Origin of the sequence: Ignavigranum ruoffiae (genome assembly GCF_900110675.1) — a bacterium.
GTDB lineage: Bacteria > Bacillota > Bacilli > Lactobacillales > Aerococcaceae > Ignavigranum > Ignavigranum ruoffiae.
In genome coordinates this window covers 48274-67695 of record NZ_FOEN01000002.1, presented here as the reverse complement: position 1 = coordinate 67695, position 19422 = coordinate 48274, and the positions used below count along the sequence as shown (strand labels likewise).

The following is a 19422-nucleotide window of genomic DNA, read 5'->3' as shown; positions in this document are numbered from 1 at the left end:
GTTATCAGGATTTAAGCGGTCGTTGTTGTAGAAATATTTGCCAAGCAGTAAACAATAGACCCGTGACTACACTAGGTAAGACCCATTCAAAACCGTATTGATTTAAAGGTAATTGATAGGTCCATTTAGCCAAGTTTTCTAATAATGGCAGGCCTTGCATTTGGCCAAACATATAAATTGCTTGAATCATTCCGATGGCAAAGGCTCCTGAGACTGCGCCTAGATAAGTCCAATCATAAATGATGTAACGATCAAAAATGGATAAGAAAATCAGAACAATTACTACAGGATAGATGGCTGATAAAATCGGCACGGCAATGTTAATCAAAGCATCGACACCCAGTAGCGAGATGATAAATTCAATGGCAACTGTCAAGATGACAATCTGGCGATAGCTAAATTTACCCTGACTAACTTCTTCGAAGAACTGGCCACAGGTTGAGGTTAAGCCCGTTGATGTGGTTAAACAAGCAAGGGCAACGACCAAGCCCATGGCGAGTTTACCCCAACTGCCTAGAAGTTGTTCAATCATTTGAATCAGTATCGTGGTTCGCGGTGTATTGGCATGATAAAAAGCCGAAACCGTTGATCCTGCGTAAGTTAAACTAGCATAGACGAGGGCGAGTAGGATAAAAGCAACGACTCCAATCCAAATACTGGCTTTAAGTTGTTGCTGTCGTTCTTGGTAACCTCGCCGTTTCAAATCATTGATGACAATCCCAGTCATCAATGAGGCTCCTAAAGCATCCATGGTCTGATAGCCTTCCCGAAAACTTAAAGCAAATAAATTCTCTGTGGACGTCTGTACCATTTTTGCTGGGGGATTGACTAGCGCAGCGATAAAGACGGCGACGAGAATGATGATTAAAGAAGGTGTTAAATACTTGCCGATAAAATCAATCACTTTACTTGAATTTAAGGCTAAGTATAGGGTCAAGCCAAAGAAAATAAGTGAAGTCATCACTTGCGGAGCTTGGGGGAAAAAAGATTGAACGAATATTTCATGAGTGGTCGCTCCAGTTCTTGGAACTGAAAATAAAGGACCAATTAATAAAATAGCGATGCCACCGATGATTTTGGCAAAGCCGGGATTAATCCTCTTGCCCAAATCTTGTGAATGTCCGCCGATAAAAGCGGTCACGATTACCCCTAAAATCGGTAATAAGGGATCCGATAAAATAAAGGCTAAAGTGGCTGTCTGCCAACGATCTCCGGCAATCACACCCAGATAAGGGGGAAATATTAGGTTACCCGCACCAAAGAAGATAGCGAATAGGGCAAAACCACAGATGATAATGTCTTTCTTCTTAATATTCATATCCATCACTCGACTTTTCTTTAGACTTTCAAAGATTTGTTAACTATTTTATCATATTTTCTTAGAAGATGAAGGATAAAAAAGAAATATATGATAATTTAATGAGATAATCTGCTTCTCTTTACATATTTTTTACACAATAGAGGAATAAAGCACAGTATAATAAGATTAAAGGAGAGGATCTTATGAAGCGACATCGAATATGGCTGTTATTGTGTAGTCTATTATTTATTGTTGCCTGCACCAATGATAATGAAACTTCAACCGATAAGGGTGCAGACTTTGTTGCCGATGGCCATGGCCGTCAGACTTTAAGAATTGTCAGTGGGTCAGAGAATAAGGAGTTAGAGCCGATTCTTAAAGATTTCGCTAAAGAATATAAATACAATCTTGAAATGGATTATTTAGGTTCGCTCGATATTATGCGACTATTACAAGCCGAGGAAACCGATTATGATGCGGTCTGGCCCGCGTCTAGCATTTGGTTAAATTTAGGCGATCAGGCCCATCAATTAAAACACGCTACCACGATTTCAGTTTCGCCGATTGCTTTTGGGATCCGTGAGAGTCTTGCCAAAGAATTGGGTTTTGTCGGTCGCGATGATGTCAATATTCAAGAAATCATGACGGCAATTGATGCAGGCAAACTGAAATTTGCCATGACTTCGGCGAGTCAATCGAATTCTGGTGCGTCAGCTTATTTGGGTTTTCTCACTGCCTTGGCTGGCAAACAAGAACAAGGTTTAGCGGCCGAAGATCTGCAAAATGCAGATTTACAGGACAAAGTGACCCGTTTGCTTTCCGGGGTCAATCGTTCTTCAGGAAGTTCAAATTGGCTAGTCGATCTATTTATTGATTCCAATTATGATGCCATGGTCAACTATGAAGCTCTTCTAATCCAAACTAATCAAAAATTAATCGAAGCAGGTAAAGAACCTCTTTATCTGGTCTACCCTAAGGATGGTTTAGCGATTAGTGATTCGCCGCTAGCTTATATTGATCAGGGCGATGATAAGATGGAAGAGGCTTTTCTTGAATTACAAAATTATTTGTTAACGGATGAGGTGCAATCAAAGATAGAAGCAACTGGAAAGCGGTCAGCTTTTGGTCAAGTACGCCAAGAAAATCGCTCCATCTTCAAATCCGAATGGGGGATTCAATTAGATCAAGTCCTCTCACCCATTAATTATCCTCAAGCTCCTGTGATTCTTGAAGCGTTAAACTTATATCAGACTCAATTTAAAAAGCCTGCCTTAACCATCTATGTCCTAGACTACTCTGGCTCAATGTATGGTGAGGGACGTGATCAAATGGTTGAAGCTTTGAACAAAGTATTAGTTCCAGAACATGCGGCTGAGAATTTATTGCAAGGGACAAGTAAGGATCAAACCTATATCGTGGCCTTCAATGATGATGTCGTAGCTGAAGAACATGGTCAAGGCAATGGGGAAGAGCTTCGTTCACTTTATCAAAAAGCTGAACGAATTAAGGCAAATGGAAGTACGGCGATGTATACTGCATTGGGTCGGGCTTTAGAAATTATCCAACGTGATTATCAAGATACCATCCAAGATTATTCGCCAGCGATTATTGTCCTCTCAGATGGCCGAGCCAATGATGATGATAGTCATTTGATGGAGCAATACCAAGACTTAAATATGGATATTCCTATTTTCTCAATTATGTTTGGCGATGCCTATGAGGATGAATTACAAAGCTTAGCCAATTTATCGAAAGCACGGATTTTCGATGGGCGGAAAGATTTAATCGAAGCTTTCCAAAGTGTGAAAGGATATAATTAAGATGACACGACAGAATTTATGGGCGGGAATCCTATCAAGTCTCGCTTTTCTTCTTATGTTTTTACTATTTAAATGGTACTGGTTGATTAGTTTGTTATTAGCTGTGGGAATATTTATTGCCGTGTATTTAATTAGTCAGCCAGCGAATAAAATAGGTAATATTGACCTGGATAACTTAAAAAATGGTTTGGAAATAAAGGATTTATATGTGGCAGCCCAACAGGATCTGCAGAAGATGAAAGAAGATCATCAAGCCTTGGCCAACTCAAGGCTGAAAGAACAGGTTCAACATTTAATTCAAATTGCTGATGATATTATGCTTTATCTTGCTGATCATCCCAGAGAAATTTCCAAATCTCGTCATTTTCTGGAATATTATTTCGATACAGCAGCTAAAATTATCAATAATTATCATCAAATTCATTTAACCCACATTTCAAATCAAAAATTAGAACAGATAGGTCAGAAAACATCGGAATCTGTCAGCTTACTTGATCAAATTTTTACTAAGCAATTAGAAGCCTACCACGAAGATAAACTCTTCGCCTTAGAAATTGAAACAGATTTATTAGAAAAGACCATTAAATTAGGAGGAGATTTACGGTGAAGTCCAAATTTTGGGGTGTGCTGATTCTGCTAGCCGTAGTGATCTCAGCCATCGCTTATAGTTTATACCGGAGCCAGTCCCAACCTGAAGTCAACTTGAATGGCTATCTGGGAGGAGAGAAGTCGGGGCTTTTTAAGAATGAGGACTTTAAGAAGCTCATCAAGAAGAAATACAATTTGACTTTGGACTTTCATGTCAATGGATCCTATGAGATGATCCAAGGCGATTTTTCTCAACAGGATTATCTTTTTCCCTCCAGTCAATTAGCCTTAGAACTATTTAAAAATCAGGGAAACTCCGCCAAGGATGATGAAATTGTTCTAAATACCCCTATTGTTCTTTATTCACGTAAATTAGTGGTAGATGCCTTAATTAAACAGGGGATCGTCCAAGAGGAATCTGGGACCTATTATGTGGATATGCCTAATTTGGCCCAATTAATCAAAGAGAAGAAGACTTGGCAAGATGTGGAATTAAATGCGTTAAATGGTCGTATCTTAGTCGCTACTACGGACCCGAATAAATCAAATTCAGGGAATATGTTTTTAGGCCTATTAGCAAACGCCTTGAATAATAATCAGGCTATGGATCAGCAAAGTTTAAGAGATATTTTGCCTACCATTCAACAGATTTACCAGGCCTTAGGGTATATGCAAACCTCTTCGTCAGATATGTTTAATCAATTCTTGCGTTTAGGGGTGGGGGCCTATCCATTGATTGCTGGTTATGAAAATCAACTCCTCGAGTTCTCAAAACTTCAACCGGAGACCTATCAACAAGTCAAAGACGATATCATTATCTTGTATCCAAGGCCGACGGTCTGGTCCAGTCATGTCTATATTGCTTTAAATGACCAAGCTCAAGTGGGTATTGAAGCCTTGCTCGATGAAGAAGTACAGAACCTAGCCTGGAAGGAACATGGTTTCCGCACCATCGTCGCTGGAACGGGTGATGTGAATGAATTTAGTGTGCCAGGATTAGCCAAAGAAGTAACTCAAATCATGCCGATGCCGAATTTTGAACTGATGCAGCAACTGATGGACGCTATAAAGTAGGAGGAAAATATGACTAAATCTGAAATTACCCTAGATTCACTGATGAAAGCGAATGCGCTGACCGATTCTGTAACTACTGATAAAGCAGTCCTGACTCAACAGGTTGAACAAAAGGTCGCCGAACTATCTGAGGAAGATCGCCAACGGGTTAATGAAATCAAACAAGAGATCGATATGCAAGACTCAACCTTGCTGACCGTCTATGGGAGTGAATCTCAGAAGAACATTGCGCAATTCTCCGATACTATATTAGCCGAAGTACGCTCTAAAGATGTTGGGGATGTTGGTAATTTAATGGCTGATTTGATGGTCAAAGTTAAAGATCTAGATATTACGCAGATTCAAGATGAGGGCTTATTAGCCAAACTTCCTTTCTTCAAAAATGCTAAACGCTCGGTAGAAAAATACCTGGCACGTTATGACAATATGGAACATCAAATTGATAAAATCCAAGGACAGTTAGAGAATGCCCGGATGGAACTGCTGAAGGATATCGGCGTATTTGATAAGCTTTATGAGAAGAATGTAGCCTATTTCAATGAGCTTCAGTTATATATTGTAGCGGGTGAAGAGAAGATTGAAGAATTGCGCCAAGAAGTAATCCCTTCTTTACTTGAACAAGCCAAGACCAGTGGGGATCCGATGGCTAGCCAAGTGGTCAATGATTTCCAAGAAACTGTTAACCGATTCGAAAAGAAAGTCCATGATTTAAAAACATCAAAAACCGTAGCAATCCAAACCGCACCCCAAATCAAACTGATTCAAAATAATGACAAATTGTTGGTTGATAAAGTGTCTGATGCGATTACCAATACCATTCCATTATGGAAATCGCAAGTGGTGATTGCTCTCGGTATGAATAAGCAAAAACAAGTCTTAGAAATGCAGCGTGAAGTTTCTGATACAACGAATGAATTATTAAAGCGAAATTCAGCTGCCTTGAAGAAGAATACAGTTGAAGTCGCTAAAGAAGCTGAACGGTCCACCATTGATATTGAAACCTTGAAGAAGGTCAATGAAGATTTAATTTCTACCATTGAAGAGTCCATTCAGATTCATCAAAATGCAAAGAAAGCGCGCCAAGAAGCAGAAGTAGAAATTAAGAAAATCGAGGAAAATCTACAACAAACCTTGTTAAAGACGATTTCATAAGGATATTAAGTTGATTAATAAATAAGCCCTAACTGATTGAAAAAACAGTTAGGGCTTATTTATCATTAAGTTATACAAAAATATCACTAATCGATGATCCTTTTATTAATTTATTTATTATGGTTCCTTTGATGTAAGCCAAATGCTTGTTGAATAGGTAGGGTGAAATACACTCCCTGATGAGCGGACATCAATTTTGGATGTTCTTGAATCCTTGTAAAAATATGATCTGTTTGTTCTTTAGTATCGATGATGAAAAAGATAAACTTTTCTGGATTGATCGGTATGCGGAAATAATGTTCGATTGCTTCTTCTTTAAGGATTCCTCGGCCATGTAGTAAGGTTCCTCCATGGATTTGTAGTTCATCTAGCAAATCAGTCAGAGCTTCAAAGAGGGGGTCCGTGATAATCGCCACCAATAAACATAAGGACTTATTCATAAGTACTGGTGTTCTTTCCTTATCTTTGGTTATGTCTTTACTAAATTGGTCGACATCAAATGAGTATAGTCGCATACCTTTACTTTGGCTAATTTGAAATTGATGTTCTAGTCCTTTAAAAACTTCACTCACCTTTGTCTTGGGCATGACCGATAATAGTAAATCTTTTTGGGGAGCCTGTTCAAGCCCCAGAACTCTAGAGATTTCTTCTTTTATTAAGCTAATGCCGGTAAATATAGTACCACCGGGAGGTTGATAAGATTGGAAATGGTCAATGAAATCTTGACGTCGCTGGTGTCGATAAGTTGCCAAGATAAGTTGATTTGATAGGGATGGTTCTTGCCAATCATTGTCGCTCAAATTACTATGTGAATCCAAGTTGAAGTTGGCTGATAATAAGAAAATAATGCCATGATTGGCTTGATCCATCTTAAAATCTTTCACCAATTTATTTAAGATGGTCATCAGACGATTTTTTCTTTCAAAAAGAAGAATCATCTTTCTTTTTTCTTTTCGTATGCCCATCAGTTTTAGCAATTTAGAAGAAACCAAGCCCTCAGCGGGAATACTAATCCCACCTGCTAGACCGTATTTAGTGGCTTGTTTGATAAACTTTCGATCATTTGCTTGATTGACGATAGCGACCGCCATCATTAGTTCGTTCTTTTCTTCAGTATTCATCAAATTCCTCCTTTCAGTCTTCGGCTTGATCTTGTTGCTTTTGATAAATGAGTCCTAGTATTTGAACACAAAGAATCGGGGTCATCGCTACAATTCCAATCATACCAAAACCATCTCTTAAAGGTTCAGCATGGGGATGAGCTTGAGCAATCCCCTGGATAAAAGCAAAAATAAAAGTTCCAGTCATTGGCCCTGAGGCTGTTCCCCCCGAATCGAGGGCGAGTCCGACAAAGAGCGGCGAAACCTTATTGGCAAGTATTAATATCAAAGCAAAACCAATAAATAAGATGCCCCATAAATTAAGGTTGGGGACTAGAATTTTGGCGATTGATAAGACAATAGCCAAACCTATCGAGATTGAAAGTGTCATGAGTATCGGTAATTTGGCCACTGCTCCACCTGTCACCATTTCCATTTGGTCGATTAATACGTAAATAGCCGGTTCAGCCAAGATGGCGACTACCCCAAGTATAAAGCCAATCAGCATTAACCATATGGTCGGTACCTGCATGTATAAATTCTCTCCAAGGATACGCCCTAGCGGCATAAAACCGGTTGAAACTCCCAGTAGAAAGAGGGTTAACCCTACAGCTAGATAAAGAAAACCTAGTAAACTATCTCGAATCATTCGTTGACTTTGCTTCTCAATAAGATAATGATACAGAGCGAAGATAAGAAGCAGCGGGCCTAATCCAAAAATGACTTGCTTGATACTTTGAAAAGCCTGGGTTAGGAAAAAAGAGATAAAATTTTCCGAAGGATTAATGCCAGCCGCTTCAATATCAGTGATATCTATATTAAGTTGAGGGGTTAATAGGCCTAAAATGATGACTGCTAGAATTGGACCAATCGAGGTAATGCCAACTAGACCAAAGTGATTGTCATCGGTTGGATTGTCGGTCATCGAGCTAATTCCTTGAGAAATCGCTAAGATAAAAGGCACAGTCATCACGCCCGTCGTGGCCCCAGAAGCATCGAAGGCAAAGGCAAATATCGTATCGTCAATAAAGAAAGAAAGTAAGAATACGAGTAAATACCCCAACATCATGATGATTCGAAGATTCCAACGGAATACAATCCGAAAAATCCCCAAGGCCATAAAAACAGCAATTCCTAACGAGACAATAATAATCACAGTAAGCTGACTAATAGCTTGGAAACTTCCCCGCTCAATTTGATGCGCTAAAATAGTGAGTGAGGGTTCCGCAATCGAGATGATAAAACCTACCCCTGCAGTTGCAAGGAATAAATGGTGTTTACTTTTCAGACTTGTTAATCCTTGCCCTAGCATCCTTCCCATTTGGCTAGCAGAAATATCTACACCTAGCATAAATAAGGCTAATCCTACTATCAGCAATAAACTCGAGGCAAAAAATATCAGTAAGGATGCTCTGGGTAGTGATAAAATAAATAAATCAATGAATATCACTAAAATATTAATCGGTATAATCGCAATCATGACTTCTTTGATTTTATCTAACATAGACGACCTCCTTATTTATATAATTTTATAATTATATCTATCATACCATAAGTTTTTCTTAGTTGAGAAGATGCAAAAAGATAGTCTGATGACTTTGAACATTGAAGGGGAGTATGTAGAATAAAAGGCCGACCCACAAAAATATCTTTTGTAGACCGGTCTTTTAGAAAATTTTGTATTGAAGATTTTGATATTCGTAATAAGAAACTAAGCCGATGACAATTTCGGTTCAGATAATTATTTATTCATTAATATCTGAGATGCCAGGTTCAGTCATCTTGTATGGATCCAGAATCTTATAAAGCGTTTCTGAACTTAATAATTTCTCTTCGAGGATTAATTCACGGACTGATTTTCCTGAAGCCAGAGCTTGGTTGGCTAAATCGGCTGCTTTCTGGTAGCCAACAAAAGGAACAATGGCGGTAATGATACCAATTGAATTTTCGACCATTTCTTGGCTACGACCTGCATTGGCAGTAATGCCTACAATACAGTTGTCAATCCAGGTGCGAATTCCGTGGGTTAAGATGGTGATAGATTCAAACAGTGAGTAGAAGATAATTGGTTCAAAGGCATTCAATTCCAATTGACCAGCTTCAACGGCCATGGTAATGGTTGTATCATTACCCACAATTCTGAAAGCAATTTGGTTGATTACTTCTGGAATGACTGGGTTTACCTTGCCGGGCATAATTGAAGAACCGTTTTGTTTCTTAGGTAAGTTAATTTCGTTAAAGCCTGTTTTAGGGCCGGAAGACATAAGTCGTAAGTCATTGGCAATTTTTGAAAAGGCAATGGCACAATTCTTAAGTTGACTTGAAACAGCGGCAAAGGCATCAATATGTTGAGTGCCATCAATCAGATCTTCGGTTTGGACTAATGGAAGTTGGCTATATTCAGCTAATTTAGGTACGACGTGATCGACATAGAAACGGTCTGCATTAAGACCTGTTCCAATCGCTGTTCCCCCTAAGTTTACTTGATGCATTTCCTCTAAGACTTTATCCAAACGGCGAATATTACGTTCGACGGCTTCTTGGTAGGCATTAAATTCTTGACCTAAACGGATAGGGATAGCATCTTGCATTTGAGTCCGTCCCATCTTAATAATATGGTCGAATTCTTTAGCTTTATCGCCAAATGCTGAGGCCAAACGAGTTAATTCTTGACGTAAATCTTTGCTAAGTTGAATGACAGTCATTTTACCAGCGGTTGGAATGACATCGTTAGTCGATTGACCATAATTGACATGATCATTTGGATGGACTGTTTGATAATCACCGAGTTTGCCATGTAAGATTTCTGAAGCGCGATTAGCTAGGACCTCATTAATATTCATATTCATCGAAGTTCCGGCTCCACCTTGTATCGGATCTACAATAAATTGTTCTAGATGCTCTCCATTAATAATCTCGTCGCAGGCTTGGCTGATAGCTTGTGCCTTTGTTTGACTCAAAAGTTGAATTTCAGCATTGGTTAAGGCAGCCGCTTTCTTGATATAAGCCAAACTTTTGATAAAGATTGGGTTAAGTTGGTATCCGGTAATTGGGAAGTTTTCTTTGGCGCGAATCGTTTGAACACCGTAATAGGCATCAATAGGAACATCATGTGAGCCAATGGAATCAAATTCTTTTCTATACGACTTGCTATCTTTAAGCATTCAGAGTCCTCCTATTATTGTAAGCGTTGCCCTTATTATAGGGGGGGAAAAGGATGTACTCCAATACATTTTAGTTTATAATAGATATAATCAAAAGATTATAGAAGGAGCGAGAACTATGTTTCAAGGCTTAGAATATGTCATGGCCGTCTATGAGGAGAAGAGTTTCTCTAAAGCCGCCAAGAAATTATTTATTTCCCAGCCATCCTTAAGTGCCAATATTAAACGAATTGAAAAGAAATTGGGGTTACCGATATTTGATCGGTCGACGATTCCATTGACACTGACAGAATTTGGTCATGAATATATTACTAAGGCGCAGGAAATTGCCCGAATTGAGGATGACTTTGCCAAATACATTAGCGACTACTCTAATTTACAACGGGGGAAATTAATTTTTGGTGGGACCAGTCTCTTTGCGTCACTCATTTTGCCTAAATTGATGGCCGAATTTTCACAAACTTACCCTAACTTAGATCTCGATTTAGTGGAGGAGACGACCAATACATTAGTCAAAATGTTGAATGACGGGCAAATCGATATTTTGATCGATAATACTGAATTAGATGCTGAAATTTTTGATCGCGTTTTATATGGGCATGAGTCGCTATTTTTAGCCATTCCTGGAGATTTTTCGATTAATCAAGAATTAAAGGAATATCAATTCACTGCTCAAGAAATTTGCCAGTCCTATCCAAACCTAACTCATAAACCAAGTCTACCTTTGCATTTAATGGAAGATAAGCCCTTTGTGTTGTTAAAAGAAGATAATGACACCGGTGAGCGAGCTCGCCAAATTTGTCAGGACAATGAGTTTGAACCGCTGGTTTCTTTTCAAGTGGACCAACAAATGACCGCTTATAATATTACTTCTTCAGGCATGGCGGTTTCGTTTGTCGGGACGACCCTGATTTCAAAGACACCTGGTCGTGATAATGTAATTTATTATCGCTTAGATGATCAGCCAGCTCATCGGAACCTGTATTTCTATTGGAAACGAGATCGTTATCATTCCAACGCTTTACGCAAGTTTATTGAATTAATTAAGTAAAGAAGTTGAAAAGGGTTTCATTTTTCTCCGACTATAGTATAATTGAGCCGGTATAAAAATTATTTCAAAATAAACAGGGGGTTATAACTTGGAATTTCGTATTGAGCACGATTCATTAGGAGAGGTCAAAGTACCTGCTGATAAGTACTGGGGGGCCCAAACCCAGCGAAGTTTCCAAAACTTTAAAATCGGTCAGGACAGGATTCCACTTCCACTGATTTATAACTTTGCCGTTTTGAAGAAAGCAGCTGCACTGACTAACTATCAGCTAGGTAAGTTGGATCAAGAGCGTTGTCAACTGATCTGTCAAGTTTGTGATGAAATCCAGGAAGGGCGTTTAGATGACCATTTTCCTTTGGTTGTCTGGCAAACGGGATCTGGTACCCAATCGAATATGAATGTGAATGAAGTGATTGCTAATCGAGGGAATGAAATTGCCGGGCAAGTTTTGTTACATCCCAACGATCATGTGAATATGTCACAATCTTCGAACGATACCTTCCCAACGGCGATGCACTTAGTTGCTGTGAATCTGGTCGAAGAGCAGTTGCTACCTGCTATCGCAGATTTAAGTCAAACCTTCCAAGATTTGAGTCAACAGTACCAAAACTTGATTAAGGTAGGTCGCACTCATTTGCAAGATGCTACGCCGATTACTTTTGGTCAGGAAGTTTCTGGTTGGCAGGCTTCCTTGGACCGTGACCAAAGAATGATTGAGCGGAGTCTGCAAGATGTGTACGAGATTGCTCTAGGTGGAACTGCGGTGGGTACCGGACTCAATGCACCGGCTGGCTTTGCTGAACGTGTGGCTGAGCAAATTGCTGATTTGACGGGTTATCCGATTCGAACAGCTGAGAATAAGTTCCATGCCTTAAGCTCTAAGGATGAGTTAGTCTTTCTACATGGGGCTTTGAAAGCTTTAGCTGCGGATGCCTTAAAGATTGCCAACGATATTCGTTGGCTCGCTTCTGGTCCTCGTTGTGGTTTAGCTGAAATTACCATCCCAGCTAATGAACCAGGCTCATCCATTATGCCTGGCAAGGTCAATCCGACCCAATCCGAGGCTTTAACCATGGTCGCTGTTCAAGTCATGGCTAACGATGTAGCTGTTGGTTTAGCTGCGTCTCAAGGAAATTTTGAATTGAATGTGTATATGCCAGTGATGATTAAGAACGTGATTGAATCGATTCAACTATTGGCAGATGGCTTAAATTCTTTCAACAAGAATTGTGCCCAAGGAATTGTAGCCAATGAATCCGTCATGGCAGAGAATCTACAAGCGTCCTTGATGCTGGTAACTCGATTAAATCCAGTGATTGGCTATGAGAAAGCTGCCCAAGTCGCTAAGAAAGCCTACCAAGAGTCTATCAGTCTAAAAGAAGCTAGTGTTCAATTAGGTTACCTAAGTGAAGAAGAGTATGATCAAATCATTAAACCAGAAGAAATGGTCTAAATAGGAGGAAATATTATGGACGTATTTGAGAAAGCCTTACAAATGCATTATGACTTAAATGGCAAAATTGAAGTCATTTCTCGTGCTAAGATTGAGAGTTCAGAAGATTTATCCTTAGCCTACTCTCCAGGAGTTGCGGAACCTTGCCGCGTTATTGCTAAAGACTACAATGAATCTTTTAAACTTACGCGTCGCTCTAATCTCGTCGCAGTCATTACCAATGGGACTGCTGTACTTGGTTTAGGGAATATTGGTCCAGCAGCAGCGATGCCAGTTATGGAAGGAAAATGTGCTCTCTTCAAACATTTTGCCGGTGTTGATGCCTTCCCTATTTGTGTCGATACTGAAGATATTGACCAAATGGTTGAATCCATTGCATTAATTTCAAAAAGTTTTGGCGGGATTAATTTAGAAGATATTTCTGCTCCCGCTTGCTTTGAAATTGAACGTCGCTTGAAAGAAAAATGTGACATCCCAATTTTTCACGATGATCAACATGGTACGGCGATTGTTACTGCGGCGGCTTTGATTAATGCCCTGAAGATTTCAAACAAGCAAATGGGACAATTAAAAATCGTCATTAATGGAGCCGGGGCTGCTGGTGTCGCGATTGCTAAACTATTAGATACAATGAAATTTGGTCAAATTATTATGTGTGATAGTCATGGAATCATTTGCGAAGGCGATCCAAGACTCAACAAGGAAAAAGAAGAAATTGCCAAAATTACCAATTTAGACCATCAAACGGGAACATTGGCGGATGCGCTAAAGGGTGCAGATGTATTTATTGGTGTTTCAGTTCCAGGTACGGTTACGAAGGAAATGGTTCAATCAATGAATGAGGGGATTATCTTTGCCATGGCTAATCCGATTCCAGAGATTATGCCAGAAGATGCCCTTGAAGCAGGTGCATTGATTGTCGGTACGGGTCGTTCAGATTATCCAAATCAAATTAACAATGTTTTAGCTTTCCCAGGAATCTTTAAAGGCGCTTTATCCGTGGGCGCTAAAGAAATTACCGAAAAGATGAAAGAGGAAGCGGCCTATGCGATTGCCAAGATGGTTCCAGATGATCAGCTTACAGCAGAAAATATTATCGTTTCAGCTTTAAATCGTGAGGTGGCGGATGTGGTAGCCAAGGCTGTAGCAGATTGTGCGCGCGAACAAGGGATTACCCGAGAATAAAATATTTAAAATGTAAAAATTGGTTGATGAAATCAATTCCAACAGGGGATCTAGGTTTTTAATGAGCCTAGGTCTTTTATTTTATTGAGTCTATTCTATCCAAAAAACAAACTTTATTGAACCATCGCTCATGCAAGAGACCGTCTTTCAAAGCATACGCTTTTTCAGACTAAATCCACTAGACCATCTCTAAGCAACAAGTTGCTAAGTGATGGTAAGCTGGGTGGATTTTCCTATTTCTTGCTAGTAGCTCTGGTTCAAAATTTGTTTTTTATAATAGTGTTCAGAAAATTAAGAATTGTACAATACTAATTATGTGGAATGCACGAAATATAAAGTGGGTATTAATAAAAATCTAGTTTAAGTTACTCACGTCAATTCATGAACAGGGTAAATAAATTTGGCACCGTCTTTCGCTTATCTGATAAGCTTCAGACTTACTTTTACGAATTAGGGCCTAAGGCTTCAAGGGACTGATGTGAGTAAAGTATGCTGATCCGATGGTTTTCACTCTGTCATCTGATTCCTATCAAGTCATGAATTTCAAATAACTGTTTTCAGATTAATAATGTTCATCTCTGTTCAATAAGTTTGACCCGCTTAAGTTGGTTTAGTGTATAATAATATCCTGTAGGAGGATAGCCATGCAGAAAAATAAAACAGAGCAGGATTTTATGATTCATGGACCCATTATGAAAGTTATTCTAACCATCTCTGCTCCTTTAATGCTAAACAATTTGGTTCGGACCTTGTATACGGTAACGGACGGGTTATATGTGGCGCAGTTGTCTGCTGAAGATTTTGCAGCGACCGCTTTCACTTGGCCACTGAATTTTCTATTTATTTCGATCGGGATGGGGATTGGGGTGGCAGCGACTGCTTTAATTGCTCAACATATCGGTGCAAAACAAAACAATTTTGTCCGATCTTATATAGATAATACTTTATTGATCACATCGCTTGCTGGATTAACGATTGCTTTTTTTGGCTATTTATTAACCCCTTGGATGTTGCGCCTGATGGGTGGGCAAGGCCAATTTTTAGAAAAAGCGATTATTTATTTACAGATAAACTTTATTGGAATTATTTTTGATTTTGGTTTCTTTGGTTATCAAGCGATTTTAAATGCTCAGGGCAAGACGAAAACCATTACTTTAATTTCAGCGATTTCAATGTTCTTGAATATTATTTTAGATCCTTTCTTTATTTATCAGAAAGTGCCTGTAATTGGATTAGCTGGTTTAGGTATGGGAATCGCAGGGGCCGCGTGGGCAACTATTATTGCCAAAATCGTGCTCTATCTCTTAGCGATTAGTGCGGTTCATCGACAAACACCGATTCCGATGAAGTTCTTAAGTTGGCAATATCAACCGGCTATTAGTTGGCATATTTTAAAAGTCGCTTTGCCTTCGTCAATGGGTTATAGTGGGGCAGCTCTAGGATTTACGGTTATGAATTCCTTAATTCAATCTTATGGAACCAATACTTTGGCTGCTTTCTCGATGGTCAACCGTATTTCTGATTTATTGATGCAGCCTCAATTAGGCATTGGGATGGCTTTGACTTCGATTATTGGGCAGAATATGGGAGCTCGTCAATATGACCGTAGTTTCTTAATCTTTAAACGAGCGATTCAATTTATAATGCTGATGTCAGTGATTGCTTCCGCTTTAGTTTTGATTTTTAAAGACCAGGTCTTAGGAATCTTCATTGCCGGACAAGCGGATCCAGATTTGTGGTTACAAGCGAAAGAATACGTGGATTATACAGCATTTATTATTTTCTTTATGGGACTATTTTCTGCCTTTAATGGTTTCTTCCAGGGTTGCGGCCAGACCAAGTATGCCATGTATATGTCGGTGGGGCGTCTTTGGTTTATCCGTCTGCCTTTGATTATGATCATGAGTTATTTTACCGATCTAGGTTCAACAGGGATCTGGATCGCCATGTTACTTTCAAATATGCTCATTGTATTGTATGGTTATTATATTTATCGGACCCGTAATTGGACTAGTCTGATTCAATCCCGATCCTGATTGATAAATTCTTAACCGCTTATAGTTATTTAAATTTATTTGTGTTAGAATTACCTTTGTATATTTGATTAAAGGAGGATCACTTTGAGACAGATTCTGTTAACTGCATTAGTTATTGTTGCTGTGTTGATTATCATCTTTGTCGTTATGCAACCTTCAAAGTCTAATGCGGCAAGTATGTTAAGTGGTGGCGATGATGGCCAACCTAAAGCGAAAGCTAGAGGTTTTGAGGCCTTTTTAATTCGAGCTACGACGGTACTCGCAATTTTATTTTTTGTATTAGCGATTAGTTTGGCTGTTATTGGCTAATCATTCAACTTTAGGTCTCTGGTGAGGGTCATCAGAGATTTTTTTAATAGTTCATGTTAGAATGAATATATTCAGGAAGGGGTATGGCGACTTGGACAGATTGGAAGGAGCAAGATTTTATCAAGGAGATGATTCGGAGGTCGGAATCATTCTCCTCCATGCCTATACGGGTTCGCCGATGGATGTCAATCTGCTCGCTAACCGGTTAAAAAGGGAAGGCTATCAAGTCTTAAGCCCCTTATTTGCCGGTCATGGTAGCCAAAATATTTATGATCTTTTTGAAGGAAATATAGAAATTTGGCAACAACAGACTCGCGATGCCATCGCTTGGATGACTCAACGTGATTATCGTGATTTATTTTTATTTGGCTTATCGATGGGCGGTTTGTTAGCTTCTTGGGCTTTATGTCAAGATGATTTTGCTTTAAGGGCGGGGGGGATTTTTAATTCTCCGGTAATGACCCAACGTCCGATAAATATTCAATCCGCCTTTGACCAGTTTGCTCAAACGCTTTATCAAAATAAATTCGCATCAGATTATCAGACTGTTCGTCAAGATATTCTTAAATCTCATCGAGCACAGATTCAAGAGATCGAAAGCTTTAAGGAAAGTCTCCGACCATTAATGAGCCAACTTAAGCGTCCCTATTTTATTGCCCAATCTTTACAAGATGAACTGATAAATCCAAACGATGCCGCTATATTAGCTCAAGCTTTACCTGACAACTTAGTCGCTTATCATGAGTATCCCGAGAATACCCATGTTATTACGGTAAATCCCCAACGTTCTGACTTTGAAAAGGATTTGTTAGAATTTATTGATCAGAATCGCTCGCAGAAGAAAGGTGGCTACCATGAGTCTATCTAAATTAGAACGAGATTTATTAGATTTTTTTGAAGGTCATGCTGAACAGGCCTTTAGGGCTGGAGATTTGGCTGCATTATTTGAAATGACTTCAAATCGACAATACAAACGACTAGTCAAAGCCTTAAATTTCTTAGAAAATCATGGAGATTTACATATTAACCAACGAGGGCAGTACCAGTGGCGACCATCCCAACGAAGAGTGATTGGGACTTATCGTGCCAATGCCAAGGGTTTTGGCTTTATTACTTATGATGAGCATCTAACCGATTTATTTGTTCCTCAAGGCGATCATGGGAATGCTTTGAATGGGGATACTGTTGAAGCCGAAATTATTAAAGAAGTTGACCCACAGACCGGTAAAGGCTCTTTGGCCAAAATTATTAAAGTAGTCGAACGAGCTAGTCAACAAGTGGTTGGCGAGTTTGTTGGTTTTGATAGTGATGAGCGTCAACAGACAGGCTATCTAGGATATTTAATACCACAAGGCGAATTTTCTAAAGATTTGCGCGTATTTGTCTTGCCTGATGGCATTCACCCGGCAGCAAGTAGTATCTGTATTGCTGAAATTAAGTCCTATCCTAGCCGCGAATATCCGCAACGCATTGAAGTGTTGATTACTAAGGAAATTGGACATAAAGATGAACCAGGTGTGGATATTCTTTCAATACTCTATCAATTTAATATTCCTCATGAATTTCCTGAAGAAGTTAAGCGAGAAGCGGAAGCTATCCCTCAGGAGATTCAAGCAGAAAATCTTCAAGGCCGCTTAGATTTAAGAGATCAGTTAATTATTACCATTGATGGGGCTTCAGCTAAAGATATTGATGATGCCATCTCCTTGGAAAAATTAGGACCAGACACCTATCGTCTAGGTGTCCATATTGCCGATGTAGCCCACTATGTTCAAGAAGGCTCGGCCATTAATCGCGAGGCCCTAGATCGTGGCACTTCAGTTTATTTGACGGATCGTGTGGTTCCAATGTTACCTCAACGATTATCGAATGGTATCTGTTCGCTGCTTCCTCATGAAGAACGCTTGGCGGTCTCTTGTATTATGGATATTAATGGTCAGGGTAAAGTCATTAAACATCAATTGGCTTTGTCAGTGATTGAATCGTCATATCGGATGACCTATGACGATGTGAATGCCATGATTGAAGGACAAAGCGAAGTTATCGATCAATACCAAGAAATTGCGACGATGGTTGAACAAATGGTTGAAGTTCATCAGATCCTTGAACAAATGCGTCGAGAACGCGGGGCCTTGGACTTCGATGCTAAAGAAGCAGAAATAGTGGTCGATGATCAAGGACATCCGACTGAAATTCTTTTAAGAGAACGGGAAACCGCAGAACGTTTAATCGAATCATTTATGTTAGTGGCCAATGAAACGATTGCCGCCGATTACCAGGCCAAGCATCTGCCATTTCTTTATCGGATTCATGAACAACCTGATGAGGAACGGATGGATCGATTCGCCGAGTTCGTGACGGCTTTTGGGATTATATTGCGCGGGAACACAGCGAATATAACCCCTAAACAATTACAGAAGATGTTAGTTTCAATTAAAGGTGAACCCTATGAAACTGTGGTTTCGATGATGATGTTACGTAGTATGCAACAAGCCAAGTATAGCGAGGAACCTTTAGGCCATTATGGACTAGCGACTCGAGATTATACCCACTTTACTGCGCCCATTCGTCGATATCCCGATTTGTTAGTACATCGCCTGATTCATCTATATTTAAGTGGAAAGCTAACTGCTAAAGAACGTCAAAGATGGGAAGAAAAGATTCCCGGTATCGCTGAACATACCTCGAAGATGGAGCGGCGTGCCGTTGATGCTGAACGTGAAACCGAAGCCCTGAAGAAAGCCGAATACATGGAAGATAAGATTGGCCAAGAATTTGATGGTATTATTACTTCCGTGACGAATTTTGGCATATTTGTCTCCTTAGCGAATACGGTAGAAGGTTTAATTAAACTTTCTGACTTGAAAGGGGACTATTATAAATTCCATCAAGAACACATGATGTTGATTGGTGAGCGAACGGGTAAAGTCTTTCGAATTGGCCAAGCTGTGCGAATCGAAGTGGAACATGTCGATGTTGAAGAAAGAGAGATCGATTTCAAGCTGATCGATGCCGAAGTGGTTGAAGGAATTGCTGTCTATCCAGTGAAACAAATACGTGATCGGGGTGGACGTTCTCGTTCGGACCAACGGAAACGAAATAAAAAGACCGAAAAGAAACCTATGGCAAAGAAAAAGAAGAAATTTAAGATTAGAAAACGCAAATAAGTTGTAAGTTTAGGAAGAAGTGA

General features: G+C 39.5%; 15 protein-coding genes. 11 read left to right on the top strand and 4 right to left on the bottom strand.

Features of this window, described 5'->3' with window-relative positions:
* Positions 1-4: 4 nt before the first annotated feature.
* Entirely contained in the window at positions 5-1324 is a 1320-nt protein-coding gene (brnQ, locus tag BMX34_RS02510; RefSeq protein ID WP_327077506.1) for a branched-chain amino acid transport system II carrier protein, read from the bottom strand.
* 179 nt (positions 1325-1503) lie between these two features.
* Here brnQ and BMX34_RS02505 point away from each other — a divergent pair, with 179 nt between their 5' ends.
* From BMX34_RS02505 to BMX34_RS02490, 4 genes are read left to right on the top strand one after another with little or no spacing between them, the layout of a single operon-like run.
* Positions 1504-3120: a VWA domain-containing protein gene (locus BMX34_RS02505; RefSeq protein WP_092570450.1), complete on the top strand. Its 1617-nt coding sequence runs from the start codon at positions 1504-1506 to the stop codon at positions 3118-3120.
* 1 nt (position 3121) lies between these two features.
* A complete protein-coding gene (locus tag BMX34_RS02500; protein WP_092570447.1) occupies positions 3122-3727 on the top strand; it encodes a 5-bromo-4-chloroindolyl phosphate hydrolysis family protein in 606 nt (201 codons plus the stop codon).
* A complete protein-coding gene (locus BMX34_RS02495; RefSeq protein ID WP_092570445.1) occupies positions 3724-4782 on the top strand; it encodes a type 2 periplasmic-binding domain-containing protein in 1059 nt (352 codons plus the stop codon). Before BMX34_RS02500 ends, BMX34_RS02495 begins: the two co-directional genes overlap by 4 nt.
* Before the next feature lie 9 nt (positions 4783-4791).
* Positions 4792-5934: a toxic anion resistance protein gene (locus BMX34_RS02490; RefSeq protein ID WP_092570443.1), complete on the top strand. Its 1143-nt coding sequence runs from the start codon at positions 4792-4794 to the stop codon at positions 5932-5934.
* A gap of 110 nt (positions 5935-6044) precedes the next feature.
* On the opposite strand, the gene BMX34_RS02485 is transcribed toward BMX34_RS02490, so the two are convergent.
* The 3 genes from BMX34_RS02485 to BMX34_RS02475 form a co-directional block, all read right to left on the bottom strand.
* Entirely contained in the window at positions 6045-7055 is a 1011-nt protein-coding gene (locus BMX34_RS02485) for a hypothetical protein (RefSeq protein ID WP_092570441.1), read from the bottom strand.
* A 13-nt stretch (positions 7056-7068) separates the two neighbouring features.
* A complete protein-coding gene (locus BMX34_RS02480; protein ID WP_092570438.1) occupies positions 7069-8538 on the bottom strand; it encodes a DUF1538 domain-containing protein in 1470 nt (489 codons plus the stop codon).
* 241 nt (positions 8539-8779) lie between these two features.
* Positions 8780-10198 carry an aspartate ammonia-lyase gene (locus tag BMX34_RS02475; RefSeq protein ID WP_092570436.1) on the bottom strand — a complete coding sequence of 473 codons (1419 nt, stop codon included), beginning with the start codon at positions 10196-10198 and terminating at the stop codon, positions 8780-8782.
* Positions 10199-10316: 118 nt separating this feature from the next.
* Between BMX34_RS02475 and BMX34_RS02470 the strand changes: the two genes are divergently transcribed.
* The 7 genes from BMX34_RS02470 to rnr all read left to right on the top strand — a co-directional run bounded on the left by BMX34_RS02470 (position 10317) and on the right by rnr (position 19399).
* Positions 10317-11249, top strand: a complete 933-nt coding sequence (locus BMX34_RS02470; protein ID WP_092570434.1) for a LysR family transcriptional regulator — start codon at positions 10317-10319, stop codon at positions 11247-11249.
* Between the two features lie 88 nt (positions 11250-11337).
* Positions 11338-12702, top strand: coding sequence for a class II fumarate hydratase (gene fumC, locus BMX34_RS02465; protein WP_092570432.1), 1365 nt, complete (start codon positions 11338-11340; stop codon positions 12700-12702).
* A 15-nt stretch (positions 12703-12717) separates the two neighbouring features.
* Complete coding sequence (locus BMX34_RS02460; protein WP_092570430.1) at positions 12718-13887, top strand: NAD(P)-dependent malic enzyme; 1170 nt, start codon at positions 12718-12720, stop codon at positions 13885-13887.
* Positions 13888-14531: 644 nt separating this feature from the next.
* On the top strand, positions 14532-15923 hold the full coding sequence (locus BMX34_RS02455; protein WP_092570427.1) for an MATE family efflux transporter: 1392 nt from the start codon (positions 14532-14534) through the stop codon (positions 15921-15923).
* Positions 15924-16007: 84 nt separating this feature from the next.
* Entirely contained in the window at positions 16008-16232 is a 225-nt protein-coding gene (secG, locus tag BMX34_RS02450) for a preprotein translocase subunit SecG (RefSeq protein ID WP_092570424.1), read from the top strand.
* Between the two features lie 91 nt (positions 16233-16323).
* Positions 16324-17100: an alpha/beta hydrolase gene (locus BMX34_RS02445; RefSeq protein WP_159428819.1), complete on the top strand. Its 777-nt coding sequence runs from the start codon at positions 16324-16326 to the stop codon at positions 17098-17100.
* Positions 17087-19399, top strand: a complete 2313-nt coding sequence (gene rnr, locus BMX34_RS02440) for a ribonuclease R (RefSeq protein ID WP_092570418.1) — start codon at positions 17087-17089, stop codon at positions 19397-19399. Before BMX34_RS02445 ends, rnr begins: the two co-directional genes overlap by 14 nt.
* The last annotated feature ends 23 nt before the right edge of the window (positions 19400-19422 follow it).